16 protein-coding genes and 1 pseudogene are annotated in these 22,683 nt (G+C 40.1%); 16 read left to right on the top strand and 1 reads right to left on the bottom strand.

Going from position 1 to position 22,683, the window contains the following annotated elements; genetic code table 11:
- Positions 1-24: 24 nt before the first annotated feature.
- The 10 genes from ribH to CGC57_RS03825 all read left to right on the top strand — a co-directional run bounded on the left by ribH (position 25) and on the right by CGC57_RS03825 (position 9,651).
- Entirely contained in the window at positions 25-510 is a 486-nt protein-coding gene (ribH, locus tag CGC57_RS03870; protein ID WP_095898036.1) for a 6,7-dimethyl-8-ribityllumazine synthase, read from the top strand.
- A 91-nt stretch (positions 511-601) separates the two neighbouring features.
- Complete coding sequence (locus tag CGC57_RS03865; protein ID WP_040361484.1) at positions 602-1,261, top strand: DUF4294 domain-containing protein; 660 nt, start codon at positions 602-604, stop codon at positions 1,259-1,261.
- 55 nt (positions 1,262-1,316) lie between these two features.
- Positions 1,317-2,621: a cation:proton antiporter gene (locus tag CGC57_RS03860; protein ID WP_095898035.1), complete on the top strand. Its 1,305-nt coding sequence runs from the start codon at positions 1,317-1,319 to the stop codon at positions 2,619-2,621.
- A 14-nt stretch (positions 2,622-2,635) separates the two neighbouring features.
- The gene (locus CGC57_RS03855; protein WP_095898034.1) at positions 2,636-4,468 is read left to right on the top strand and encodes a GNAT family N-acyltransferase; all 1,833 of its coding nucleotides are present in this window, start codon (positions 2,636-2,638) and stop codon (positions 4,466-4,468) included.
- 285 nt (positions 4,469-4,753) lie between these two features.
- Positions 4,754-5,491 (top strand): hypothetical protein, encoded by a 738-nt coding sequence (locus CGC57_RS03850; RefSeq protein ID WP_095898033.1) that lies wholly within the window; start codon positions 4,754-4,756, stop codon positions 5,489-5,491.
- Between the two features lie 52 nt (positions 5,492-5,543).
- Complete coding sequence (locus CGC57_RS03845; protein ID WP_095898032.1) at positions 5,544-5,978, top strand: DUF4268 domain-containing protein; 435 nt, start codon at positions 5,544-5,546, stop codon at positions 5,976-5,978.
- A 10-nt stretch (positions 5,979-5,988) separates the two neighbouring features.
- On the top strand, positions 5,989-6,540 hold the full coding sequence (locus CGC57_RS03840; protein ID WP_095898031.1) for a TlpA family protein disulfide reductase: 552 nt from the start codon (positions 5,989-5,991) through the stop codon (positions 6,538-6,540).
- Positions 6,541-6,671: 131 nt separating this feature from the next.
- Positions 6,672-8,141: a Fe-S cluster assembly protein SufB gene (gene sufB, locus CGC57_RS03835; RefSeq protein WP_095898030.1), complete on the top strand. Its 1,470-nt coding sequence runs from the start codon at positions 6,672-6,674 to the stop codon at positions 8,139-8,141.
- Between the two features lie 58 nt (positions 8,142-8,199).
- Positions 8,200-8,844: a ribulose-phosphate 3-epimerase gene (gene rpe, locus CGC57_RS03830; protein ID WP_095898029.1), complete on the top strand. Its 645-nt coding sequence runs from the start codon at positions 8,200-8,202 to the stop codon at positions 8,842-8,844.
- 12 nt (positions 8,845-8,856) lie between these two features.
- Positions 8,857-9,651: a DUF2797 domain-containing protein gene (locus CGC57_RS03825; RefSeq protein ID WP_095898028.1), complete on the top strand. Its 795-nt coding sequence runs from the start codon at positions 8,857-8,859 to the stop codon at positions 9,649-9,651.
- 30 nt (positions 9,652-9,681) lie between these two features.
- On the opposite strand, the gene yaaA is transcribed toward CGC57_RS03825, so the two are convergent.
- Complete coding sequence (gene yaaA, locus CGC57_RS03820) at positions 9,682-10,440, bottom strand: peroxide stress protein YaaA (RefSeq protein ID WP_095898027.1); 759 nt, start codon at positions 10,438-10,440, stop codon at positions 9,682-9,684.
- Positions 10,441-10,686: 246 nt separating this feature from the next.
- Between yaaA and CGC57_RS03815 the strand changes: the two genes are divergently transcribed.
- The 6 genes and pseudogenes from CGC57_RS03815 to CGC57_RS03790 all read left to right on the top strand — a co-directional run bounded on the left by CGC57_RS03815 (position 10,687) and on the right by CGC57_RS03790 (position 22,633).
- Positions 10,687-12,516 carry a glycoside hydrolase family 13 protein gene (locus CGC57_RS03815; protein WP_095898026.1) on the top strand — a complete coding sequence of 610 codons (1,830 nt, stop codon included), beginning with the start codon at positions 10,687-10,689 and terminating at the stop codon, positions 12,514-12,516.
- 12 nt (positions 12,517-12,528) lie between these two features.
- Positions 12,529-12,774, top strand: a complete 246-nt coding sequence (locus tag CGC57_RS03810; RefSeq protein WP_009417563.1) for a hypothetical protein — start codon at positions 12,529-12,531, stop codon at positions 12,772-12,774.
- Positions 12,761-13,573 carry a zeta toxin family protein gene (locus tag CGC57_RS03805; RefSeq protein ID WP_095898025.1) on the top strand — a complete coding sequence of 271 codons (813 nt, stop codon included), beginning with the start codon at positions 12,761-12,763 and terminating at the stop codon, positions 13,571-13,573. The genes CGC57_RS03810 and CGC57_RS03805 overlap by 14 nt, the downstream gene beginning before the upstream one ends.
- Positions 13,574-13,576: 3 nt before the next feature.
- Positions 13,577-16,594, top strand: coding sequence for a T9SS type B sorting domain-containing protein (locus tag CGC57_RS03800; protein WP_095898024.1), 3,018 nt, complete (start codon positions 13,577-13,579; stop codon positions 16,592-16,594).
- A 153-nt stretch (positions 16,595-16,747) separates the two neighbouring features.
- Positions 16,748-19,218 (top strand): annotated as a pseudogene (locus tag CGC57_RS03795) (M12 family metallo-peptidase).
- Between the two features lie 145 nt (positions 19,219-19,363).
- Positions 19,364-22,633 carry a M12 family metallo-peptidase gene (locus CGC57_RS03790; RefSeq protein WP_095898023.1) on the top strand — a complete coding sequence of 1,090 codons (3,270 nt, stop codon included), beginning with the start codon at positions 19,364-19,366 and terminating at the stop codon, positions 22,631-22,633.
- Positions 22,634-22,683: the final 50 nt, after the last annotated feature.

Here is a 22,683-nt window from a genome sequence, read left to right as displayed (position 1 = left end):
ATCCCTTATCTCTTATCTGAAAAAATGGCAACAGAAAACAAGAATTTATCTCAATACGATAAAAGTACAATCCCAAATGCGAAAGCTCTTCGCTTTGGGATTATTACTTCTCAGTGGAATGAGCAAGTAACTTACGGAATGCGCAATGGTGCTATTGATACCCTTAAAGATTGTGGGGCTGTAGACAGCAACATCCTCCTTTGGGAAGTTCCTGGTAGTTTTGAATTGGTGCACGCTGCCAAACGAATGCTCGATACTCAGCAGTTAGATGCTATCATCGTAATAGGCTGTGTAATACAAGGTGAAACCAAGCACTTTGATTTTGTATGTCAAGGAGTTACACAAGGTATTGCTCAACTCAATGCAGCACAAAGCAAAGTCCCAGTAATCTTCTGTGTTCTTACCGATAACAACCTTCAACAATCACTTGATCGCAGTGGAGGTAAGTTAGGTAACAAAGGCGTAGAAGCAGCTATCACTGCTATCAAAATAGCTGTTTTAGGGAAGTAGTGAAGCTAATAGGGAAATAGGTAACTTGGAATAATTTTTGCAGTATGTTATGCAGGGGCGTATGCCATACGCCCTTAATAAAAAAATCACTATGAAAAATATCATCACATATATAAAATATTATCTCCTACCATTTATAGCTTACCTCTTACCTCTTACCTCTTACCTCTTGTTCGCTCAAGATTTTCACGAAGGTGATACCATCTACCTTCCTGAGGTAAACCTCTTTGGCAAAGAACGTTCCTTTGGTGATGCCGATGCTCAAAAACGATATCTACTGCTCAAAAGTCGTGTAAAACGCGTGTATCCTTATGCCAAAATAGCTGCCGATCGCCTTTATACTATGGAGCGCACTATGGATACTATGCAAAACAAACAACAGCGAAAAGTCTATGTAAAGCGCACCCAACGTTATATAGAAGACCACTTCACCGACGAACTCAAAAAACTCTCCCGCTCTCAAGGGCGCATCCTCATCAAGCTCATCCACCGCCAAACAGGGCGTACTGCCTATGATCTGGTAAAAGAACTCCGCAATGGGTGGAACGCCTATTGGTATAATAAAACCGCTTGGCTCTATGATCTTTCCCTAAAAAAAGGCTATGACCCTATGAATATCGAAGAAGATTATTGGATAGAAGAAATTATCCTTCGTGCCATTAGCAATGGTGAATTGGAAGATCAAACTCCTGCTCTCCAATACAACTTCTCTGAACTCACTGAACACCGACGAAAGCGATTAGCTAATTAGCAAATTTGTAAGTTTCCAAATTATTCGTACCTTTGCCCACAAATAAAATAGTAATATGGAGTTATACTACGCTTTTTCAGTGATTATTGTCTTAGCCGCCTTGTTTTCGTACGTGAATGTGCGCTACGTAAAACTACCTATGACTATAGGGATTATGGTGATTGCTATGATGGTATCAGTGGGCGTACGTCTTTTCGGTGGTGAGATATTCTCAGGTTTAGCACACCGTCTGGAATCCCTATTACAAGGATTCGATTTTACCGAAATCTTAATGGGAGCAATGCTTAACTTCCTCCTCTTTGCAGGAGCGCTCCATATCAATATTAACGACCTTAAAAGCCACCGGCTTCCTATTTTCACTTATGCAACAGTGAGTGTAGTGCTATCGGCTTTCTTCATATCAGCACTGCTGTACTATATAGCACCTCTGATAGGTATTAAAATTCCTTATCTCTATTGTTTGCTCTTTGGCACACTCATTTCTCCCACCGATCCTATCGTGGTACTTGGGGTACTCAAGCAAGCTAATGTGCCTAAACGCATCGAAAATAAAATTACTGGTGAATCGCTTTTCAATGATGGGGTAGCTGTAGTGATGTTCGCTGTAGTGCTCAAATTGGCTACCGATCACACTTTCGATCCTTCTTTCAATGGTGTTACCAAGCTCTTCCTTTTAGAAGCAGGAGGGGGTGTTTTCTTAGGGGTACTTTTAGGTTGGGTAACCTCCGAAATGATGAAAAAAGCCGACGACTATCACGTGAGTGTCTTGCTCACTTTAGCCGTAGTAATGGGGGGCTTCCTTATTGCCAAAACCTCTCACGTTTCCTCCCCTTTAGCAATGGTAATTGCAGGGCTTTTTGTGGGTAATGTAGGCAAAAAAGCTAATAGTGCCGAAAATAAGGATTATTTGGAGAAGTTTTGGGCGATTGTCGATGAAATTATGAATGCCATCTTGTTCCTATTCATAGGCTTTGAGATGTTGTTGATCGATAATCTAAATGAACAGTTCCTCTTAGGAGGAGTTACTATTCTCGTGTGCCTCTTAGGGCGCGGTTTAGCGATTTATATCCCCGCCAAAACCATATTGCGCAAAGCAACTACCTATTCCCGAGGTTCACTCATTACTATGGTGTGGGGGGGCGTGCGAGGAGGAGTTTCCATCGCTTTAGTGCTCTCTATCCCAGCCGATAAGGGCGGACTTAAGGAAACATTGTTGCAAATTACTTATATAGTAGTATTGTTTTCTATCTTGGTACAAGGGCTCACTGTAGGCAAAGTAGCCTCTAAAGCCTTACATCGCGATGTGGTGATGTTACGACTCAAAAGAATAAAGCAACTGCAAAAAGGAAAACAATCATAAAACTTTAATAACGAATGAGAATGCAAAAAGATAAAGGATTGGTGAGTGCCAAAGAAGTAGCCAAAGCAATTAATATTGATAAACTTGGCTTCTTGGGTACCTTTGGAGGATGGACGCTGATGAAGTTGCTCCGTCTTTCCAAACTCAATGCTATTTATAACCGAACCAAAAAATTTGAAGGCTTAGACTTCCTCAACAAACTGTTAGATGAGTTTGAAATAAAATTCGAAATACCTGAAGAAGATTTTAAAAATATCCCCAAAGAAGGAGCTTTTATCACAATTTCTAATCACCCACTGGGGGGGATTGATGGTATTTTGCTCCTCAAATTGCTCTTAGAAAAACGTCCTGATTTCAAAATTATGGCGAACTTTCTCTTGCAACGCATTGAGCCTTTAGCTCCTTATGTATTGCCAGTCAATCCGTTTGAAGACCGCAAGGATGCGAAATCTAGTATAGTTGGCTTCAAGCACACCATAGCACACCTTAAAGAGGGTAAACCTTTGGGACTTTTTCCTGCTGGTGAAGTATCGGTAACCAAAGAAGGGCAACTAATGGTCGATAAACCTTGGGAAGAAGCTGCAATGAAGCTCGCTAAAAAAGCTAAAGTGCCTATCGTTCCTATTTATTTCCACGCCAAAAACAGCAAATTGTTCTACTTTTTAGCGAGCCTAAGTGATACTTTGCGCACTGCTAAATTGCCTTCAGAACTCCTTACTCAAAAACAACGCACTATCTACATACGTATCGGTAAACCTATCTCAGTAGCTATGCAAGACGAACATACTGATTTAGCCGATTTTACCGAATTCCTCCGCAAGAAAACCTACATCTTAGCCAATGCTTTTGAACAAGATAAAAAATTCTTGCCTTTGCCTAATGTCTTGAAATCAAACAAAGGGACTCCTAATCCACAACAAATTGAAGCTCCTATACAGCAAGATCTTATAGAAAAAGAAGTAGAAAATGTCACTAAAAAGGATTACCGACTGCTGAAAAACAATAACTACGAGGTTTTCTTAGCGCCTTATCAGGAAATCCCTAATATAATGAAGGAAATAGGTCGCTTGCGTGAAATTACCTTTCGTGAAGTAGGGGAGGGGACTAACGCTTCTTCCGATGTCGATAAATTCGACCTCTATTATCACCATCTTTTCCTTTGGGATAATGAAGCTAAGAAAATTGCAGGGGCTTACCGTATGGGTTTAGGGGCTGAAATATTTCCTAAATATGGTATTGAAGGCTTCTATACACACGATTTGTTCCGCTTTGAGCCCGAACTCTACGATATGATGAGTAAAACCATCGAAATGGGGCGTGCTTTTATCATTTCAGAATACCAACAGAAACCAATGCCGCTGTTTTTGCTTTGGAAAGGGATTGCTCACACTACTTTGCGCTATCCTGAACACTCTTTCTTGCTGGGCAGTGTGAGTATCAGCAACCAGTTCTCTAACTTTTCTAAATCGCTGATGATAGAGTTTATGAAGTCTAACTTCTACGATCCTTACATCGCTCAATATGTACGCCCGAAAAAAGAGTTCAAAGTTAAACTAAAAGATGAAGATAAAGACTTTATTTTCGACGAAACTAAAGCCGACCTTAATAAGTTCGACAAACTAATTGATGAACTCGAACCTGGTAATTTGCGTTTGCCAGTGCTTATCAAAAAGTATATCAAGCAAAACGCCAAAGTTATCGCTTTCAATGTCGACCCGCTGTTCAACAATTCTGTTGATGGACTGATGTACATTCGTATCTCCGACCTCCCCGAAAGCACTATGAAACCCGTTATCGAGGAATTCCAAGCCGAACTAGAAGCGCGTATGAAAAATAACGAAGAATAACATCTTTTTATTATATTTGCGTTAAACTCAGCGAAATCGTAAGTCTAGTGCTAAAATTCAAAAAAAACATTGTAATAAACGTGAGTTCTATATAACAGAACATTGATTTACAGATTTGTAACATAATATATTCACAAAATAATTCACCGTCAGGTGAAAATTTATGAGATAATAAAAAATAAAAATTTTTATGCACTCCAAATTTCGTGAAAATTCGTGTAATTCGTGGGAGATTAAAAATATTTTAATTACTTATACCGAACTCGCGTTAAATAAATAAACCCAATGAAAAAAATATTATTTTTAGTAGTATTACTACCATTAACTCTTGTAGCACAAACCGTGATTGTCCCTAATCGCTATGCTTTCCAAAAAGAAGACAATCAGTACCAACTCAATATGCTCACAAAATTCTTGCTTGAGAAGCAAGGTTTCAAAGCCTATATGGAGAGTGAAGCTCCTGCCGAGCTACTTCAAAATCCTTGTGCTGCCCTAAAAGCCGATGTGAAGAATGAATCAAATATGATGACCTCTAAAGTGCAATTCCTCCTCACCGATTGTACTAATAAAGCGGTCTTCACTTCTCAAATAGGTAAAAGTCGTGAAAAGGAGTTTAAGAAATCCTACCAAGAAGCGTTGCGTAATGCCCTTTCAGGTACAGAATTAGCTACTTTTAAAGCAACTTATCAAGTTCCTTCAGTAGCCTCAAAACCCTCTATTCCCTCAGTAACAACCACAGTACCCGAACTTACAACTACTGCTGCGCCTATAAGCGAACCTCTTATTCTATTTTTGTATGCCAAACCAACTAATACGGGATATGAGTTGTTCGATAAAAAAACAAATCAATTGGAGTTCAAACTCAGAAAACTCAACACACCTGATGTATTTCTAGCTTTTGATGTAGAAGAACAAAAATATGGTGTTTTAGAAAAAGACGGTTCTACTTTCTATAAGTTTACTTTCTATAAACAAATAGATGGAGCGCCTATTACTTTCTCCGCCCAAATAAACTTTAATTAATCTATTATCATCTGTCACCACCTATTGTCTATCACCTGTTACCTAATTAAAAGTGTATAGCAAAGCCGAAGCAAAAAAACTACGCGAAGACTTTTGGATATCCTTTGGTAAATCGTTTCCTCGCAAATGGACGCTCTATGATACCAAAATCAAGGATTTCAGCTTTAAGTTTTCATTCGACACTCGTAAAGCACGGGTGTTACTCGCTGTGGAAGACTCTGATGAGGCAACACGTAGCTTGTATTACAACAAATTGCTATCACTTAAAACTATACTACAAGAAGAATATCTTCCTAACGCTGTTTTTGAAGAGAGTTTTCTCTTAGATAATGGTAAAGAAATTAGTTGTGTATATGTAGAACTGCAAGGGGTAACCATTCACAACAAAAATACTTGGCAACAAACAATGGAGTTTCTATATCAATCAATGTCGCAGTTTGAAGCCTTTTGGGAAGAATATAAAGATATCATTCAAGAAGAAAAATAATTTAGTTTATATGAAAAAACGTACCATACTCAATCTACTCCTTATCCTTTTTGTACTTTCTTTCTTCATAACCCCCTTAGGTTATGAAAGTAAGATTTTGCTACAACGAATTTTCGCTAGTTCGGTAGACATCATTCCCGCTGATAAAGCTCAAAAAATCGACTTCAGTTGGCAACTCAAAGATCGGAATGATGTGCAGTTCAACTACTCGCAAACTGAAGGAAAGAAACCCTCATTCGTATATTTCTTCTCCTCTTGGCGCGGCATTAGTATTGCCGACCTCTATGCAGTGGAAAAACTCTATGATGTTTATAAAGATAAAGTGGATTTCTATATCATCACTAATGAGAAACCTGAACCAGTGGAAGAAATGATGCAAAAACGCAATTTCCATTTCAAAGTAACCTACCTCATTATTGGTGAGAAAATGCCTTTTGACCCCGAGAAAATCCCAGCAGGTTATATCGTAGATAAAAACGGACTTGTACGCGCTCAAAAAGAAGGAATTGCTCGTTGGAATAGCGATGCTGTCCACGAACTCTTAGACACTCTAATTAAGTGATAAATTCTTACCTTTTTATCTTTTAATTTTATATGAGATAGAAAATAATTATAAAGATAGTATTTTAGATTTAATTTAAAGTACTATCTTTGCCCACTTAATTATTAATTGTAAATCGTTAATTGCTAAAAATGGCTAAATATACAGAAGAAGAACTTAAAGAAGAATTAGAAAACAGTGAATACAAATATGGATTTTATACTGATATAGAATCCGAAACTTTCCCTAAAGGACTCAATGAAGAGGTGGTAATTGCCCTCTCTAAAAAGAAAAATGAACCTCAATGGATGACCGATTGGCGTTTAGAAGCCTTCCGCGCGTGGCAAGCGATGGAAGTCCCTCCTCATTGGGCAAACCTTAAATTTGAAACTCCCGATTTTCAAGATATTGCTTACTATTCTGCTCCTAAACAAAAGCCTAAACTCAATAGTTTAGATGAGGTAGATCCACAACTCTTGGAAACTTTCCAAAAACTCGGCATCTCTCTCGAAGAACAAAAACGCCTTACTGGGGTGGAAGATAAACCTGCCGTAGCTGTGGATGTGGTAATGGACTCAGTGTCGGTAGCGACTACTTTCCAAAAAACTTTAGCAGAACGTGGTATTATTTTCTGCTCTATTTCCGAAGCTATCCAAAAACACCCTGAGCTTGTCCGCAAGTACCTTGGTACGGTAGTGCCTAAAACCGATAATTTCTATGCTGCGCTCAACTCTGCTGTCTTCTCCGATGGCTCTTTCTGCTATGTGCCTAAGGGAGTGCGTTGCCCAATGGAACTTTCTACATATTTCCGTATCAATCAGGCAGGTACAGGTCAGTTTGAACGTACCCTCCTCATCGTAGACGAGGGGGCTTACGTGTCTTATCTCGAAGGTTGTACAGCTCCTCAACGCGATGAAAACCAACTCCACGCGGCAGTGGTAGAACTCATCGCAATGGATAATGGCGAAATTAAATATTCTACAGTACAAAACTGGTTCCCTGGTGATAAAGACGGTAAAGGAGGGGTTTACAATTTTGTAACCAAACGCGCTTTAGCCGAGAAAAATGCAAAAATATCGTGGACACAAGTAGAAACAGGTTCAGCAATCACTTGGAAATATCCTTCTGTAGTGCTCAAAGGTGATAACTCTATAGGTGAATTCTATTCTATCGCAGTTACCAATCACTTTCAGCAAGCCGATACAGGTACTAAGATGATACATTTAGGTAATAATACCAAATCTACAATTATTTCTAAAGGTATTTCGGCAGGCAAATCACAAAATAGCTACCGCGGATTGGTAAAAGTAGTGCCTAATGCCAAAAATGCGCGTAATTTCTCTCAGTGTGATTCCCTTTTGATGGGCAACCTCTGTGGAGCGCATACTTTTCCTTATATAGAAGCTAAAAACCCTACAGCCCAAATAGAACACGAGGCTACTACTTCTAAAATTGGTGAAGACCAAATTTTCTATTGTAACCAGCGTGGTATTGATACCGAAAAAGCTATTTCGCTCATTGTAAATGGTTTTGGTAAAGAAGTACTCAACAAACTACCTATGGAGTTCGCCGTAGAAGCTCAAAAACTCTTAGAAATCTCCTTAGAAGGCAGTGTAGGATAATTGTTAATTGAAATTTGTTAATTATTTAATTGAAATTTGTTAATTATTAATTGAAAATATGATTCTTGCGCCTTCTCTCCTTGCTGCCGATTTCGGCAACCTACAACAAGCCATTGAAATGGTAAATGCCAGCGAAGCCGATTGGTTCCATATTGATATTATGGACGGCGTGTTCGTGCCTAACATCTCTTATGGTATGCCCGTGCTATCGGTGATCCACAAACACGCTACCAAGCCCCTTGATGTCCACCTGATGATTGTAGATCCTGACCGATACATCAGTACTTTTGCAAAGCTCGGCAGCGATATCCTCACCGTGCATTACGAGGCTTGCACACACCTGCACCGCACTTTGCAAGCCATTAAGGCAGAAGGAATGAAAGCAGGGGTAGCACTCAATCCACATACTCCTGTGGCGCTTTTAGAAGATATTATCCAAGAGGTAGATGTACTTTTGTTGATGAGTGTAAACCCAGGATTTGGAGGTCAGTCATTCATAGAAAATACTTATAAAAAAGTGCGACAAGCCAAAATGCTGATTGAGCAAGCAGGAGCCTCAACTCTTATTGAGATAGATGGAGGAGTGAGTCTAAAGAATGCCAAAGCATTAGTAGAAGCAGGTGCCGATGCTTTAGTGGCTGGTAGTTTTGTGTTCAATGCTGTCAATCCTACTCAAACCATTGCTGATTTAAAACACATATAGTCAATAAAAACAATGTTTCAAGGAGTACTTCAAAAAATGCTTACCGAATGGGCTGACCCTATTCGGTATTATTTGCCAATGGAAGGTGATTTTGTGCTGATGAACCAACTCATCGGCAAGGATATAACACTCCAATTTGTGCGTTTTCAGTGTATGAATTGTGGTGAAAACAAACCAATCTTCCGTCAGGGCTATTGCAAAGAGTGTTTTTTTGAAGTCCCTCAAACTGCCGATTGGGTGATGCACCCCGAACTCAGCAAAGCACACCTCAATATCGAAGAACGCGATTTAGGCTATGAACAGCAAGTGCAGTTGCAACCGCATTATGTATATCTTGCCAATTCTAGCGATGTAAAAGTAGGAGTAACCCGTAAATCACAAGCCCCAACCCGCTGGATCGACCAAGGGGCGCACGAAGCTCTCATCCTTGCCGAAGTTCCTAATCGCTATTTAGCAGGCATCGCTGAGGTCGCTCTCAAAGAACATTTAGCCGATAAAACCAATTGGCGCAAAATGCTCACCAACCAAATCACCCCCGTAGATTTATTGCGAGTAAAATTAGAAATGCGTGATTTTGTACCCAATGAAGTACAGCCCTACATCACCGAAGATATCACTCCCTTACGCATTCATTTCCCCGTAGAAAAATACCCTACCCAAGTGCGCTCTCTCCAATTGTCGCAAACCCCTACTTATAGTGGTAAACTAATGGGTATCAAAGGGCAATACCTCATTTTCAACGACAATACCGTTTTCAACGTACGAGGCAACGAAGGACTGGTGATTCAATTGATAATTGACAATTGATAATTAAAAAAACTCAGAGGGCTTGTTTTTTTATCTAATAAAAACAAGTGTATTTCCTTCTGAAAACTTTTCTGCAAAGGCATAACCATCAGCGTTAAACCCTTTCAAATCTTCTACTGATTGAATTTCATTTTCTGCCAAAAAACGTACCATACGACCGCGTGCTTTCTTCGCATAAAAACTGATAATTTTCAGTGTATCTCCTTTATAATCTTTGAAGATAGGTGTAATTACAGGCACTTTTAGCTTTGTGGTATCAATTGCCTTAAAATATTCTTCGCTGGCGAGATTGATAAACAACTCTCCTTCTTGTAATTCATCGTTCAATGCCTGAGTGATTTTTTCTTTCCAAAAAGCATAAAGGTTTGCCACCTTTCCTACGGGTAGTTTGATGCCCATCTCCAATCGATAAGGAGCGATAAGATCTAAAGGTTTGAGTACTCCATAAAGTCTAGAGAGAATACGCAAACTGCCTTGTAGTTTGTCAATTTGCATTTCAGAAAGTGAGTAGGCATCAAGCCCCTCATATACATCGCCATCGTAAGCAAAAAGCGCCTGACGTGCATTTTGTAGGCTAAAAGGCATTGCAAAAGTTTGGTTGCGTTGCCAGTTAAGTTCAGCAAGTTTAGATGAAATCCCCATCAAATTTGATAGTTTTTGGGGAGATAGCGGCTTAAGAGCAGCGTGTACTTCAGCAATTTCTTTTGCAAAAATAGCTGTTGAGTAACGTTCAGTAGGTAAAGCCGAGGTTTCGTTAATAGTTTTAGCAGGTGATATAACGATTTTCATAGTGATAAATAATTAGCGGGGCAAAGTTACAAAACTATTGTCAATTCACAATTAGCAGATTAGAAAACTATTAGTAAGAGTTTGTAGTTTGTGCTTACTATCAATAATTAAAACTTAGATTTGTATATTACTAAATAAACCTTTAATTTTGCCGAAAAGATAAACTTAATCCCCCAATGAATATATCAAAATAAAAATCAAGTAATTGATTCATTACCAAATTTACAAATTGAAAAAATTAACATTATGAAACATATAATTATCCTTATGGGACTATTTACTTTTTTTAATGCTCACGCTCAAATCGAGCGTGTAGAACCGCCTTTTTGGTGGGAAGGAATGCACTATGCTGAAATACAAATATTATTGTACGGCAAAAATATAGCACAATACCGCGTGGAAAGCGACTTGCCTATCACCAATGTGCTGAAAACCGAGAACCCTAATTATCTATTTGTTACTGTAGACACTAAGGGTAAAAAAGCGGGCAACTATAGCATTTCGCTATGGCAAAAGAAGAAACAGGTGGGGAGCGTCAGTTATGAACTAAAAGCGCGTCGTGAGGGCTCGGCTTATCGCAAAAGTTTCGACAGCAGTGATATGATTTATCTCATTATGCCCGATCGCTTTGCCAATGGTAATCCTAACAACGATTCACACCCTGCACTTACTGATAAACTCAACCGCTCAGCTGCTGATGGTCGTCACGGGGGAGATATTCAGGGGATTATCGACCATTTGGATTATATACAATCTTTAGGCGCTACAGCTATATGGAGTACGCCCTTATGTGAGGACAACGAGCCACAGCATTCTTACCACACTTATGCCCAAACCGATGTGTACAAAATAGACCCCCGCTATGGCACCAATGAGGAATACCAACAGCTATCAGCGGCTTTGCACAAGCGCGGTATGAAGCTCATCAAAGACTATGTAACCAACCACTGGGGCAGTCAGCATTGGATGGTGAAAGACCTACCTTGCTACGATTGGTTGCATCAATTCCCAGGGTATGGACAGAGCACTTTTAGGATGAGCACTCAGATGGATAGCAATGCTTCAGAATGGGATAAAAAGTACTGCGAAAAAGGTTGGTTTGCGCGCTCTATGCCCGACCTCAACCAAGCGAACCCATTGGTGCTTAACTACCTCACCCAAAACGCAATTTGGTGGATAGAATATGCCGACCTCGACGGTTTGCGCGTGGATACCTATTCGTATAACGACAAAGAAGGCATTGCTAAATGGACAAAAGCCATCACCGATGAGTATCCTCATTTCAATATTATGGGGGAAGTGTGGCTCAACCAGAGTGCCCAAGTGTCGTATTGGCAAAAAGATAGCCCTATCAGTGCGATACAAAGCTATAATACTTACTTGCCTACTGTGATGGATTTTCCACTTTTTAATGCGATAGGAGAAGCGTTTCGCTCTACGCCTTCGTGGGACAAAGGTATGATACAACTCTACGACAATTTCACTAATGATTTTCTGTATAAAGACATCAACAACCTACTTATCTTTGCCGAAAATCACGATACGGCACGTATCAATCACGTATATCCTAAGATAGAGGACTATAAGATGATTATCACATTGCTGGCAACGGCGCGTGGTATTCCGCAATTGTATTATGGTAGTGAGATAGCAATGGCAGGCGACAAGAGCAAAGGCGATGGCGATATACGACAAGATTTCCCTGGTGGCTGGGCAGGCGATGCACAGAATGCTTTCACAGCCTCTGGGCGTACAGCTACCCAGAAAGAGTATTACGATTTTACGGCTAAACTCTTCAATTGGCGTAAGGACAAAGCCGTAATTCACTACGGGAAGACCAAGCAATACTTGCCTGAAAATGAAGTGTATGTCTATTTCCGTTACAACGATACCGAGACCGTAATGGTAGTGCTCAACAACAGCGAAAAGAGCCAAACGCTCCACCTCAACCGCTTTGCCGAGAGTTTGGCGGGATTTTTGAAGGGAAAAGATGTTATATCAGGGAAAGAACTCAATTTGAACACTAATACCTTAGCAATACCCGCTAAAACCCCTATGCTCATTGAATTAAAATAACAAAGGTATATGATGAAAGAACCTATTAGTTTAGATACAGCATTACAGATTGTAGGCTCATTAAAAGTAAGGGCTATTAAGGAAAAATCTACTTTAACTAATTTGGTAGAGAAGGATGCGTTAGACCAAAAAATTAAAATGTATTTAAAGGAAGAAAAAATGCTATATGGCACTGATGATATGGCAAGGCTTTCTGTTATGGATAAAGTAGTACATTATTATAGTCCGTTAATAAAACAAATGAATGGAGTACTATAAAATTGAGGATATTTTTGAAAGAGAGAAAGCAGACCTTTTATCAGGTTTAAAATCTCAAGAAAATCCTATTGCCTTTATATTAGGAGGACAGCCTGCATCAGGAAAGAGTGGACTGGCAAAAGTCATTTTAAGACAATTTCCTGACAAAGATTTCCTTTTTGTAAATGGAGATATTTACAGAGAGTTTCATCCTAAGGCTAATGAGCTTATAAAATATCCTGATAGCTATTCAGCAGAGACTCAAATATTCTCTAACTTTTTTACAGAAGCACTCATACAAGAGGCTATTATCCATAAATACAATATCATTGTAGAGGGGACTATGCGCAATCCTGAAGTACCTTTGCGTACGGCATTAGCTTTTAGAGAAAACGGTTTTAATGTAGAAGCTTTTGCGATTGCCGCTCCTGCACTCTTTACCGAATTAGGTTTTTATTTGCGCTATCAAGAAGAAAAAGATTTTCAAGGATATGGACGATTGGCAGATAAAAATTCCCACGACAGAGCCGTAGAAGGCTTACTTCACTCATTAGACCATTTGTACAATGAAAAAGCCGTAGATAAAATACATCTTTACAATTATCAAGCTGAAAATCATTTGGTAACTTTCTCATTGAGTGAACAGCAATGGGATATAAATATTTTGCCTTCTACAGAAGTTATAAAAGCAAGGAGACAACAATTTCAGGATAATACACTTCGTTTGCAACTGATCGCACGAACTTACTCTGCTATACCGAGAATGTCTCCGCCTATAAAAACCATCGTAGAAGCGCTTATAGAGCAGTTAAAAAACTAAAGAATGAAAAACATTATCACAATCATATTATTAGCTATTGGTTTACTTGGGAATGCTCAAACCGCAGAAACTTATCTCAAAGAAATTGCTAAACAGCAACAGCTTGATATTCAGTGGCAGGAGCGCAAAACTTCTCTTGCCTCTGAGGGTATTCGCTCTTTTGTAGGTTACTGCAAAGGCAATTTTGTAGCTACCCTTTCAGTAGGTTCAAAAGCCGTATCAGGGAGTTTTCACTACCGAGATAAAACGTATGAAATCAGTTTACAAAAAGGAAAATTAGTCTTTTTACCTAATGAAAATTTTGAGTGTGGCACTACTGATACACCTCATTCACACTCGAGCCCTTCAACAGCACGCCCCACAATATTAGCCGAAGAAACCGCTCCTACCATTGCCAACACACAAACATTAAGGGTATACCGTTTGGCGATGCATATCCCTTATAGCACATTCAGTACAGGACACTTAGAGAAAAACGTACAAAAAGTAAAAACTTTTTGGGCAGATACCGAGGCTTTTCTCAACGAAATGTACTTGCGCGATTTAGGAGTGCGTTTTGAGGTAGTAAAGGATGAGCGTCTCATTATCAAAGACGAAAAAGATGAGACTTTCAACACAAAACACCGAGCTGATTATGTGATTAATCATTCTACTAATGTTATCAATAGGCTTATAGGAGAAAACAGTTACGATGCGGGTATTACCCTTGCTTATACCATTTCTTTATATAAAGGCATTCGTGGCTTGGCTGATAATATTAATGGTGTTTATGAAGCTAATACCAAAGCTGCTGCTGTAGCAGTACTTACCAAAGAAGTCATAGCTCACGAGATAGGACACTTATTCGGAGGGAGACACACTTTTGGTAACTATAATGGCTCAGAAGCCTACGATAGTGAAAAGACAGAGTATGATAGAGGTACTTCAGTAATGAGTTATGGCAGTCCGCGTGATTTCTTCTCACTCTCAAGCATTCAGCGCATACGTGAACGATTGACAAGAGTACCCGTGAAAGCTCACGACAAGACTTTCACAACTCAAGCTCCTCGCATAGACCATAGTGAGATTAAAAGTCATTATACTATCCCCAAGGGGACTTTCTTTCAATTCTATATCCCCGCTACCGACCCCGATAGCGAGCAGCTACTGTACAACGTAAACCAACACGATGTGAGAAATGGCGATGAAACTCCTATAACACAATACATTATCTATAAATCTACCCCTGCCAACCCTGTAACTATCAAAACCGAGTACCACGAAAACTTGGGAGATGTAGTAGCCAATAGTGGCTTAGCACAACAAACTACGGGTACTTTTACCTTTTGGTTGGGAGTGAGCGATGCCCCACTCCAATCGTCAGCCAACTATATAGTACAATATGATTTGGCTGAAACCAAAGTAACCGTAAAAGACGCTACCCCCTTCAAAATTACATCCACACCTAAAAATAAATACAAAGGTGGCGATAAATTCATCCTCACTTGGAGTGTAGATAATACCATTTTCAAAGATACCAAAGTGCGTATCCTGCTTTCTGATGATTTAGGTAAGACCTTTAAATATATAGTAGTAGCAGAAACTGATAATAGTGGCAGTAAGGAAATCACTTTGCCTAATATCAATACCGATAAGGCGGTACTAAAAGTAGAAGTAATCGATGGTTTAGCTTTTGATCTTACCAATTACAATCCTAAAAATGGAGGTTTTACTATTGAAAAGAACCCCGCCCTTCCTGAACCTCTTCTTTGGGCATCACTCCCTAATCATCTTATGCTTTCGTGTGAGCAATCTATTCCAGCGGTAACATTGCCTACAGTTACAGGAGGGTGTACTCCTGCGGTTACCCTTCAAAAAGAAGAACGCATCAAAGGCAATTGCGACTATACTTATACTATCAAACGCATTTTTATAGCTACCGACTCTTGCAACCAAACGCTTACTTATACTCAAACTATTAGCGTAACAGATAAAACTCGCCCTACTTTTGTAGGTACTTTGCCTCAAGATATAAGTATCAAAGAAGGTAAAACAATACCCGCTCAAGTAACGCTCACTGCTACTGATAATTGTGGAACTGCTGCGGTTACGACCTCTCATAAAGAAGAAAAAGATGCCAAAGGCAAACTTACTAAACTTATCTATACGTGGATAGCCAAAGATGCTTGTGGCAATGTTAGCACTCACCAGCAAATCATTACCATTGAGCCTAAAAAAGTCCCTACGCTCACTTGGGCAAGCGTCCCTAAAAATGTAACCGTTGATTGCGCCAAAGCCATTCCTGCTGTACAAACCCCTACAACACAAGGGGGCTGTGCTAAAGTAGTGATTACTCGCACCGATAAGGAACTGAACAAACGATGTCTCAACAACTACACCATAGAGCGCACTTTTACAGCTTCTGATGGTTGCACAACCCTTACCCATACCCAACGTATTACCATAGCCGATAAAACTCCTCCTACTTTCGTAGGCGACTTACCTCAAGATCTTACCATCGAAGAAGGAACAACTATCCCTCAACAACAGAGCATTTCAGCTGAAGATACTTGTGTAGGACAGCCTACTGTTACGATGCCGCCAAAAGAAGAATATCTCACTAATGGAAAACTCTCTAAAGTGGTCTATAAGTGGGTGGCTCGTGATGTCTGTGGCAATGAAAGGATATATACCCAAAATATTACTATAAAACTTAAACCGCAAGAATCTCCCCATATAGATACTAACCCTAATGAAGTGGTGATTTACAATGCTATTTCTAGCGAAAATGGCTCTGATAACTATTTTAAAATAGAAAACACCGATAAAAACCGACCCATTACTTTATTTATTTTTGATGAAATGGGGTTGAAAGTATATGAAAGTAATTATTACCAGCAAAACGGTGAATATTTTAGAGGCTACCCTAATATAAAAGGAGTAGTAGGTAGCAAACGATTAGCAGGAACTTATTTTTATGTATTGACGTATTATTTCAACGGACAACAACAAACAAAAAAAGGATTTTTATATGTGAGATAATTACACTCCTGTATAGGTTGTCCTAATATATTACCAATGAGCAACTTCTCCGAGATACTCCAAATCTCTTTGGTATTTTATAAAAAATGTTAATTTTTCCTTGCTAATTGTTAATTGTTTCGTACCTTTGCATCGTTTTTTAAAACCAAACTAATGAAACATCTACTACGCTACTTACTTTGGCTATGCCTAAGCATAGAAGTAGCCAATGCACAAACTAACATCCAAAGTATTATAACTCTTTTTGCTACAAAGTCTTCCGTAGAATGGGCACCCCCTATTCCTAACTCGACTTCTATACTTGTACAATGGCAGGCGCGAACCTCTTCTAATGGTTTCCGCTCATTTGTAGGTTACTACCAAGATCATTTTGTAGGCGTCATCAGCTTTGACAAACAGCAGTTGAGCGGCGAAATTTTTTACAGAGGAAAGTCCTATGTATTGGGAACTTCTCCCCAAGGAATGCTCACTGTTGAGGCAGTAACCGATGAACACGATTGTGGTGCGAGTTCTTTGGGAAAACAAGCCCTCACTGCCCGCAATTTCTTTCCCGAAGGCAATGAAGATAAGAACGACCCACCTATCGAGCAACCCGAGATTTACAATTCACTTTATCCTAAAGCGCTCATTCACACCGATGGTGTGTTCAGGCACTACCGCTTGGCAATACCGGTAGATTACAGCATTTACAATTCGACATATTTCAATAGAAATATACATAAAATCAAAGCGTTTTGGTATGCTACCGTTGCCTTTATGAATGAGTTATATCGCAATGATGTGGGGGTGGATTTTACTTTGGTAGATGATGAAGCACTTATTTTTACTACTGAAGAAAATCACTTATTCCGCAGAAGGGAAGCTGCTAATGAAGTGGTAAACAACGGTACTATCACGCTCAACAAACGTTACGATAAAAACAAATACGATATAGCAATTATCCTCACCGATTATCGCGAAAGGTACAATGGCTTGGCGATGGTCTATGCCGCTTATGAACAACACAACAAAGCCAATGCGGCAGCACGCCCTGTAAAACCTTCTACCATTGCCCACGAAATAGGACACATGTTTGGCTCAGACCATACATTCTCTAACGGAGGGCAATATTCTAGTAAAACCGAAACTGGATCGGGTCAATCAATTATGAGTTATGGACACGAGCACCCCCGCGATTTCTTTTCGCTCGTAAGTCTGCAAGAAATACGCAAGTTCTTGGGGAACTCTATGGCGTATTACGCCGATGAAGCACGTACCCAAGTGGCAGGGAAACGTGTAGAGGGTACAGGTTCTAACCTTGTTTATGGGGTAAAGAGCAACAACCGCCCCCCAGTGCTTGATAGAACACATCTTAAGAAAACCTACACTATCCCAGAAGAAACATATTTCCAATTCTATCTGAATGCTACCGACCCTGAGGGCGATGCGCTTACTTATATAGCTCACCCTGCTGATAGGCGCTTTCACTCTACCAAATCCAACGCTCGCTTTATGACCTACAAAGGAAAATCTGATGGTAATATACGCTTTGAAACTACTTGGTTCGAAAGTGAACGCAATACCTTTGTACCTATAGGGGCTGCTGATTCTTACAAAGAAGGTACTTTCACTTTTTGGTTAGCAGCCGCCGATCATAACAAAAGCGATAACAACCACGTAGTGAAATACGATGTAGAAGAGGTGCAAGTGAAAATAGCCAAAGGTAAAATTTTTCAAATACAAAACTTCGACAATGGCAGTTGGGAACAAAACAAAACCTACAAAGGAGGACAACTACTTTCACTTCATTGGCAGGTAGATGAGGCTATTTTTGGCAAGGATAGCAAGGTGCGTATCCTTCTTTCAACCGACTCTGGTAAAACCTATAAATACGTATTGAAAAAAGAAGCACCTAACAATGGAGCTTGTCAAGTAGTGCTTCCTAATATTTCTGTAGGCACTACTCACGGACATTTCGGCAAACAAAGAGGACAAGGCATCATCAAAATAGAAGTGATTGATGGCTTGGCTTATGCATTGTCTTGTACAAAACCTTATCACGTAGGGGGCTTTATGATACAAAAAGACCCTACAAAACCTGAAACTACCCCTGATCCTGAGCCACAACCAGCCCCACAGCCACAACCTCAACCAACCCCACAGCCTCAACCACAGCCACAACCTCAACCACAGCCACAACCTCAACCCCAACCCCAACCCAACCCTCAGCCCCAACCTAACCCCCAACCAACCCCACAACCCCAGCCACAACCTCAACCTCAACCCAACCCTCAACCCCAACCTCAACCCCCAATCAACCCTACCCCCGACCCGTCAGCCCCGTCCGACTCGTCCACCCCATCACCTATTATATATAATGGTGTCTCCATCTCTAACCCGAGAACTATTTCAAAGTAGAAAATGCTGATGATAACCATCCTATCTCGGTACTCATCTTTGATGAAATGGGACTCAAAGTATACGAGAATAGTAATTACGGCAAAAACGGAGAAGTCTTTAGAGGCTATCCTAATGTACAGAATATGAATAGGAGCAAAGATCTTGCGGGTACTTATTTTTATATTGTTACCTATTATAAAGATGGACAACAACAAACCCAAAAAGGTTTCTTATATGTAAGATAATTAGCTAAGTCCCTCTGAGATTTTCTAAGTCCCTCCGAGATTTTCCAAGCCCCTCCGAGATACTCCAAGCCTCTTAAAACAATCACTTTTGCGGCTTGTCCCCCTTCGGGGGAACGGGGGCTATAACACTAAACACTAACAACAAATGAAAATATCAAAACTCTTACTACTCTGCTTCTTACTAACAGCAGTAACCAACGCACAACAAAAAGCTACAGAGGTCATACGCCTTTTCGGTACAAATGCCTCAATACAATGGAATGTTCCTATCAAAGGAAAATCTATATCGCTCAACTGGCAAGCACGTCCCAACAGCCTTGCCCAAGAAGGATTCCGCACTTTCGTTGCCTATCACAATGGCAATTTTGCAGGAATGCTCTCAATGAATAAAACTACCCTATCAGGTGAAGTATGGCACGAAGGTCATTCTTATTTCATCAACACTGAAAATGGAATGATCAAAGTTACTACCGATAAAGAACACTTCACTTGTGGCACTTGCGCCGATGGACAATGCTCTCAAGCTACAACGCCCACTTCCCAAAGACTACCTATGCAACTCCCGCCTGCTAATGTGATGACTGCACGTGGCGCCATACTGCACGAAGAGGCACTTCCGTCTGAAGATAAAAAAGTGCTTTACAATACCAATGTACTCAGAACCTATCGTTTGGCTATGCTCATCGATTATAGTTTCTACAAAAAATATTGTTATAGTGATATAAATAAGGTAAAAGAATTTATGACAAAAGTAGAGGCAGGGCTCAACGAAGTATGCGGTAGAGAGATTGGCTGTCAATTTACTTTGGTGAACGACCCTCGCCTTATCATCACTACTAAAGATAAAGAAATATACGATAACCCTGTGGTGAGAGAGGCATTGAATAGAGCGACTTCAGATTTTAATAACCTTATAGGCGAAGAGAATTACGATGCAGGTATTGTCTTTTCTATATACCGTGATAATCGCGGATTGGCGCATTTGGGTGAAATTACAGGAAAACTAAAAGGAGGCTGTATCGCCAATCACGAGTTTTATATCATCCTTCACGAATTAGGACACTTATTAGGCTCTGCACACACCTTTACCATAGGAGGAGCGACCGCATCTTCTTTCACCGAACCCGATAGAGGAAACTCTATTATGAGCTATATCAACGACCCTTATGGCACATATTTCTCACTTCCTTCTATATACACCATTCGCAACCGTACCAATTTGCACGATGCCTATTACAGCGATAAAGCCCGTACACAGTTGGTAGGCTTACCACAAGATAATATCCCTTACGGTGAAGTTTCTACTAATCGTGCCCCTGTGATCCAGCGTTCTACATTAAAGAAGGAATACAAACTACCCAAAAATACTTACTTTCAATTCAATATAGAAGCAACTGACCCCGATGGCGACCCACTTCTCTATATGGCACATCAAGCTGACTTTAAGATATTTGGCAAAGCTCGTTTCCCTTCTAATCGTCCTACTGAGAGCAATCATATAGAGTTCTATCAGCCTTATAAAAAGAACAAAAGCAATGAATGGAAAGCTGTAGATTATAAATTTACGAAGCCCGGAGAAACAGGAGAATTTACTTTTTGGTTGGGCGTATGTGATGGCAAAGTAGGAGCTTATAAAAATGGCAAACCCCACGTGCCTCTTTATGATGTGTATGAAACCAAAGTAAATATAGTAGGAGGTACGCCTTTTAGGATAACCACCATAAGCAAAAGTAGTAGATATTTTAAACGAGGTAAAGAAGTAACTATCAATTGGCAAGTTGATAAAAATATCTTTGGTGAAGATAGTAAGGTACGCATTCTCTTTTCAGACGATTATGGAAAGAGTTATAAATATGTGTTGGCAGATGGAATTCCTAACAATGGCAAAGCTACTGTTATTTTTCCTACACAAGCTAGAGGTTGGAATGGAGGTACTCTTTTTGTAGAAGGACTTTTCAAAATAGAAGTACTCAACCATATCGCTTATGCTGTGAGTAGTGATACCCCTGCCTATTTGGATATGCACAGTCCTGATATTACCTTTAAGAATTTACCTGAGCCTGTGATAACTGTTAAAAAGAATGCTATTCCCGAAAAACCTAATGTTACCGCCGAATCTCATCATTGTCCTGCTAATAAAAAAGCTGAGGTAACTTTTTCAGAAGAAGACCATACTACCTATTTATTGCGCAAATGGGTAGCAACAGATAAATGCGACTATTCTGCTACAGCACAGCAATTTATCTATTACGAAAAAGAAGCGCCTACTAAAACCTTGCGTTTTGTAGCCCCTCTTCCTGAGGATAAACACGTACAATGTCGAGGCGATATCCCTGCCAAAGCTGAAGTAAAAGCAGAGGGAGCTGAAAACATTCGTATAGATTATGAAGAAGAAATGACTGAAGGAGATAAAAAAGCTTACAAACTCACTCGCTCTTGGATAGCCTATGCCGAGGGGGCTTTGCCTATCCGCCATACCCAACAAATTTTCCTTAAAGACACTCAAAAACCAGTGCTCTCGTCTTATCCTCCAAGTATGACCGTAAAGAGCGAAGCCGATGTACCTGTAAGAGAAAACCTCACAGCTACTGATAACTGCGATGGAACTTTACAAGTAGTATCTAGCCAAAGCAATGAAGAAAAAGACGGTAAAAAAATAACACGCTACGTGTGGTTCGTAGAAGATAGCGCTCATAACGAAAACCGTTATGAACAAGTAATCACTGTGGATCCTAATGCTCAAAATCCGCAACCACAACCACAGCCACAACCACAACCACAACCACAGCCACAACCACAACCTCAACCTAACCCTCAACCACAGCCACAACCTCAACCACAGCCACAACCCCAACCACAACCCCAACCACAACCACAGCCACAACCTAACCCTCAACCACAGCCCAACCCTCAACCACAACCCAACCCTCAACCACAACCCAACCCTCAACCACAACCCAACCCTCAACCACAACCCAACCCTCAACCACAACCCAACCCTCAACCACAACCCAACCCTCAACCACAACCCAACCCTCAACCACAACCCAACCCTCAACCACAACCCAACCCTCAACCACAACCCAACCCTACCCCCGACCCGTCAGCCCCGTCCGACTCGTCCACGCCATCACCTATTATATATAACGGTGTCTCAATCTCTAACCCCGAGAACTATTTTAAAATAGAAAATGCTGATGAAGATCGCCCTATCTCGGTGCTCATCTTCGATGAAATGGGACTCAAAGTATATGAGAATAGTAATTATGGCAAAAATGGCGAAGTATTTAGAGGCTATCCCAATGTGCAGAATGTAAACAAGAGTAAAACTCTTGCAGGAACTTATTTTTATGTTGTTACCTATTATAAAAATGGAGAACAACAAACCCAAAAAGGTTTCTTGTATGTCAGATAGATAAAATTAACATAACTCTTTTTTGACTTTCTTTTATAATCTAATAAAAT

This window comes from Capnocytophaga sputigena (assembly GCF_002302495.1).
In the GTDB taxonomy this organism is placed as follows: Bacteria; Bacteroidota; Bacteroidia; order Flavobacteriales; family Flavobacteriaceae; genus Capnocytophaga; species Capnocytophaga sputigena.
This window is presented reverse-complemented; position numbering and strand designations above follow the sequence as displayed.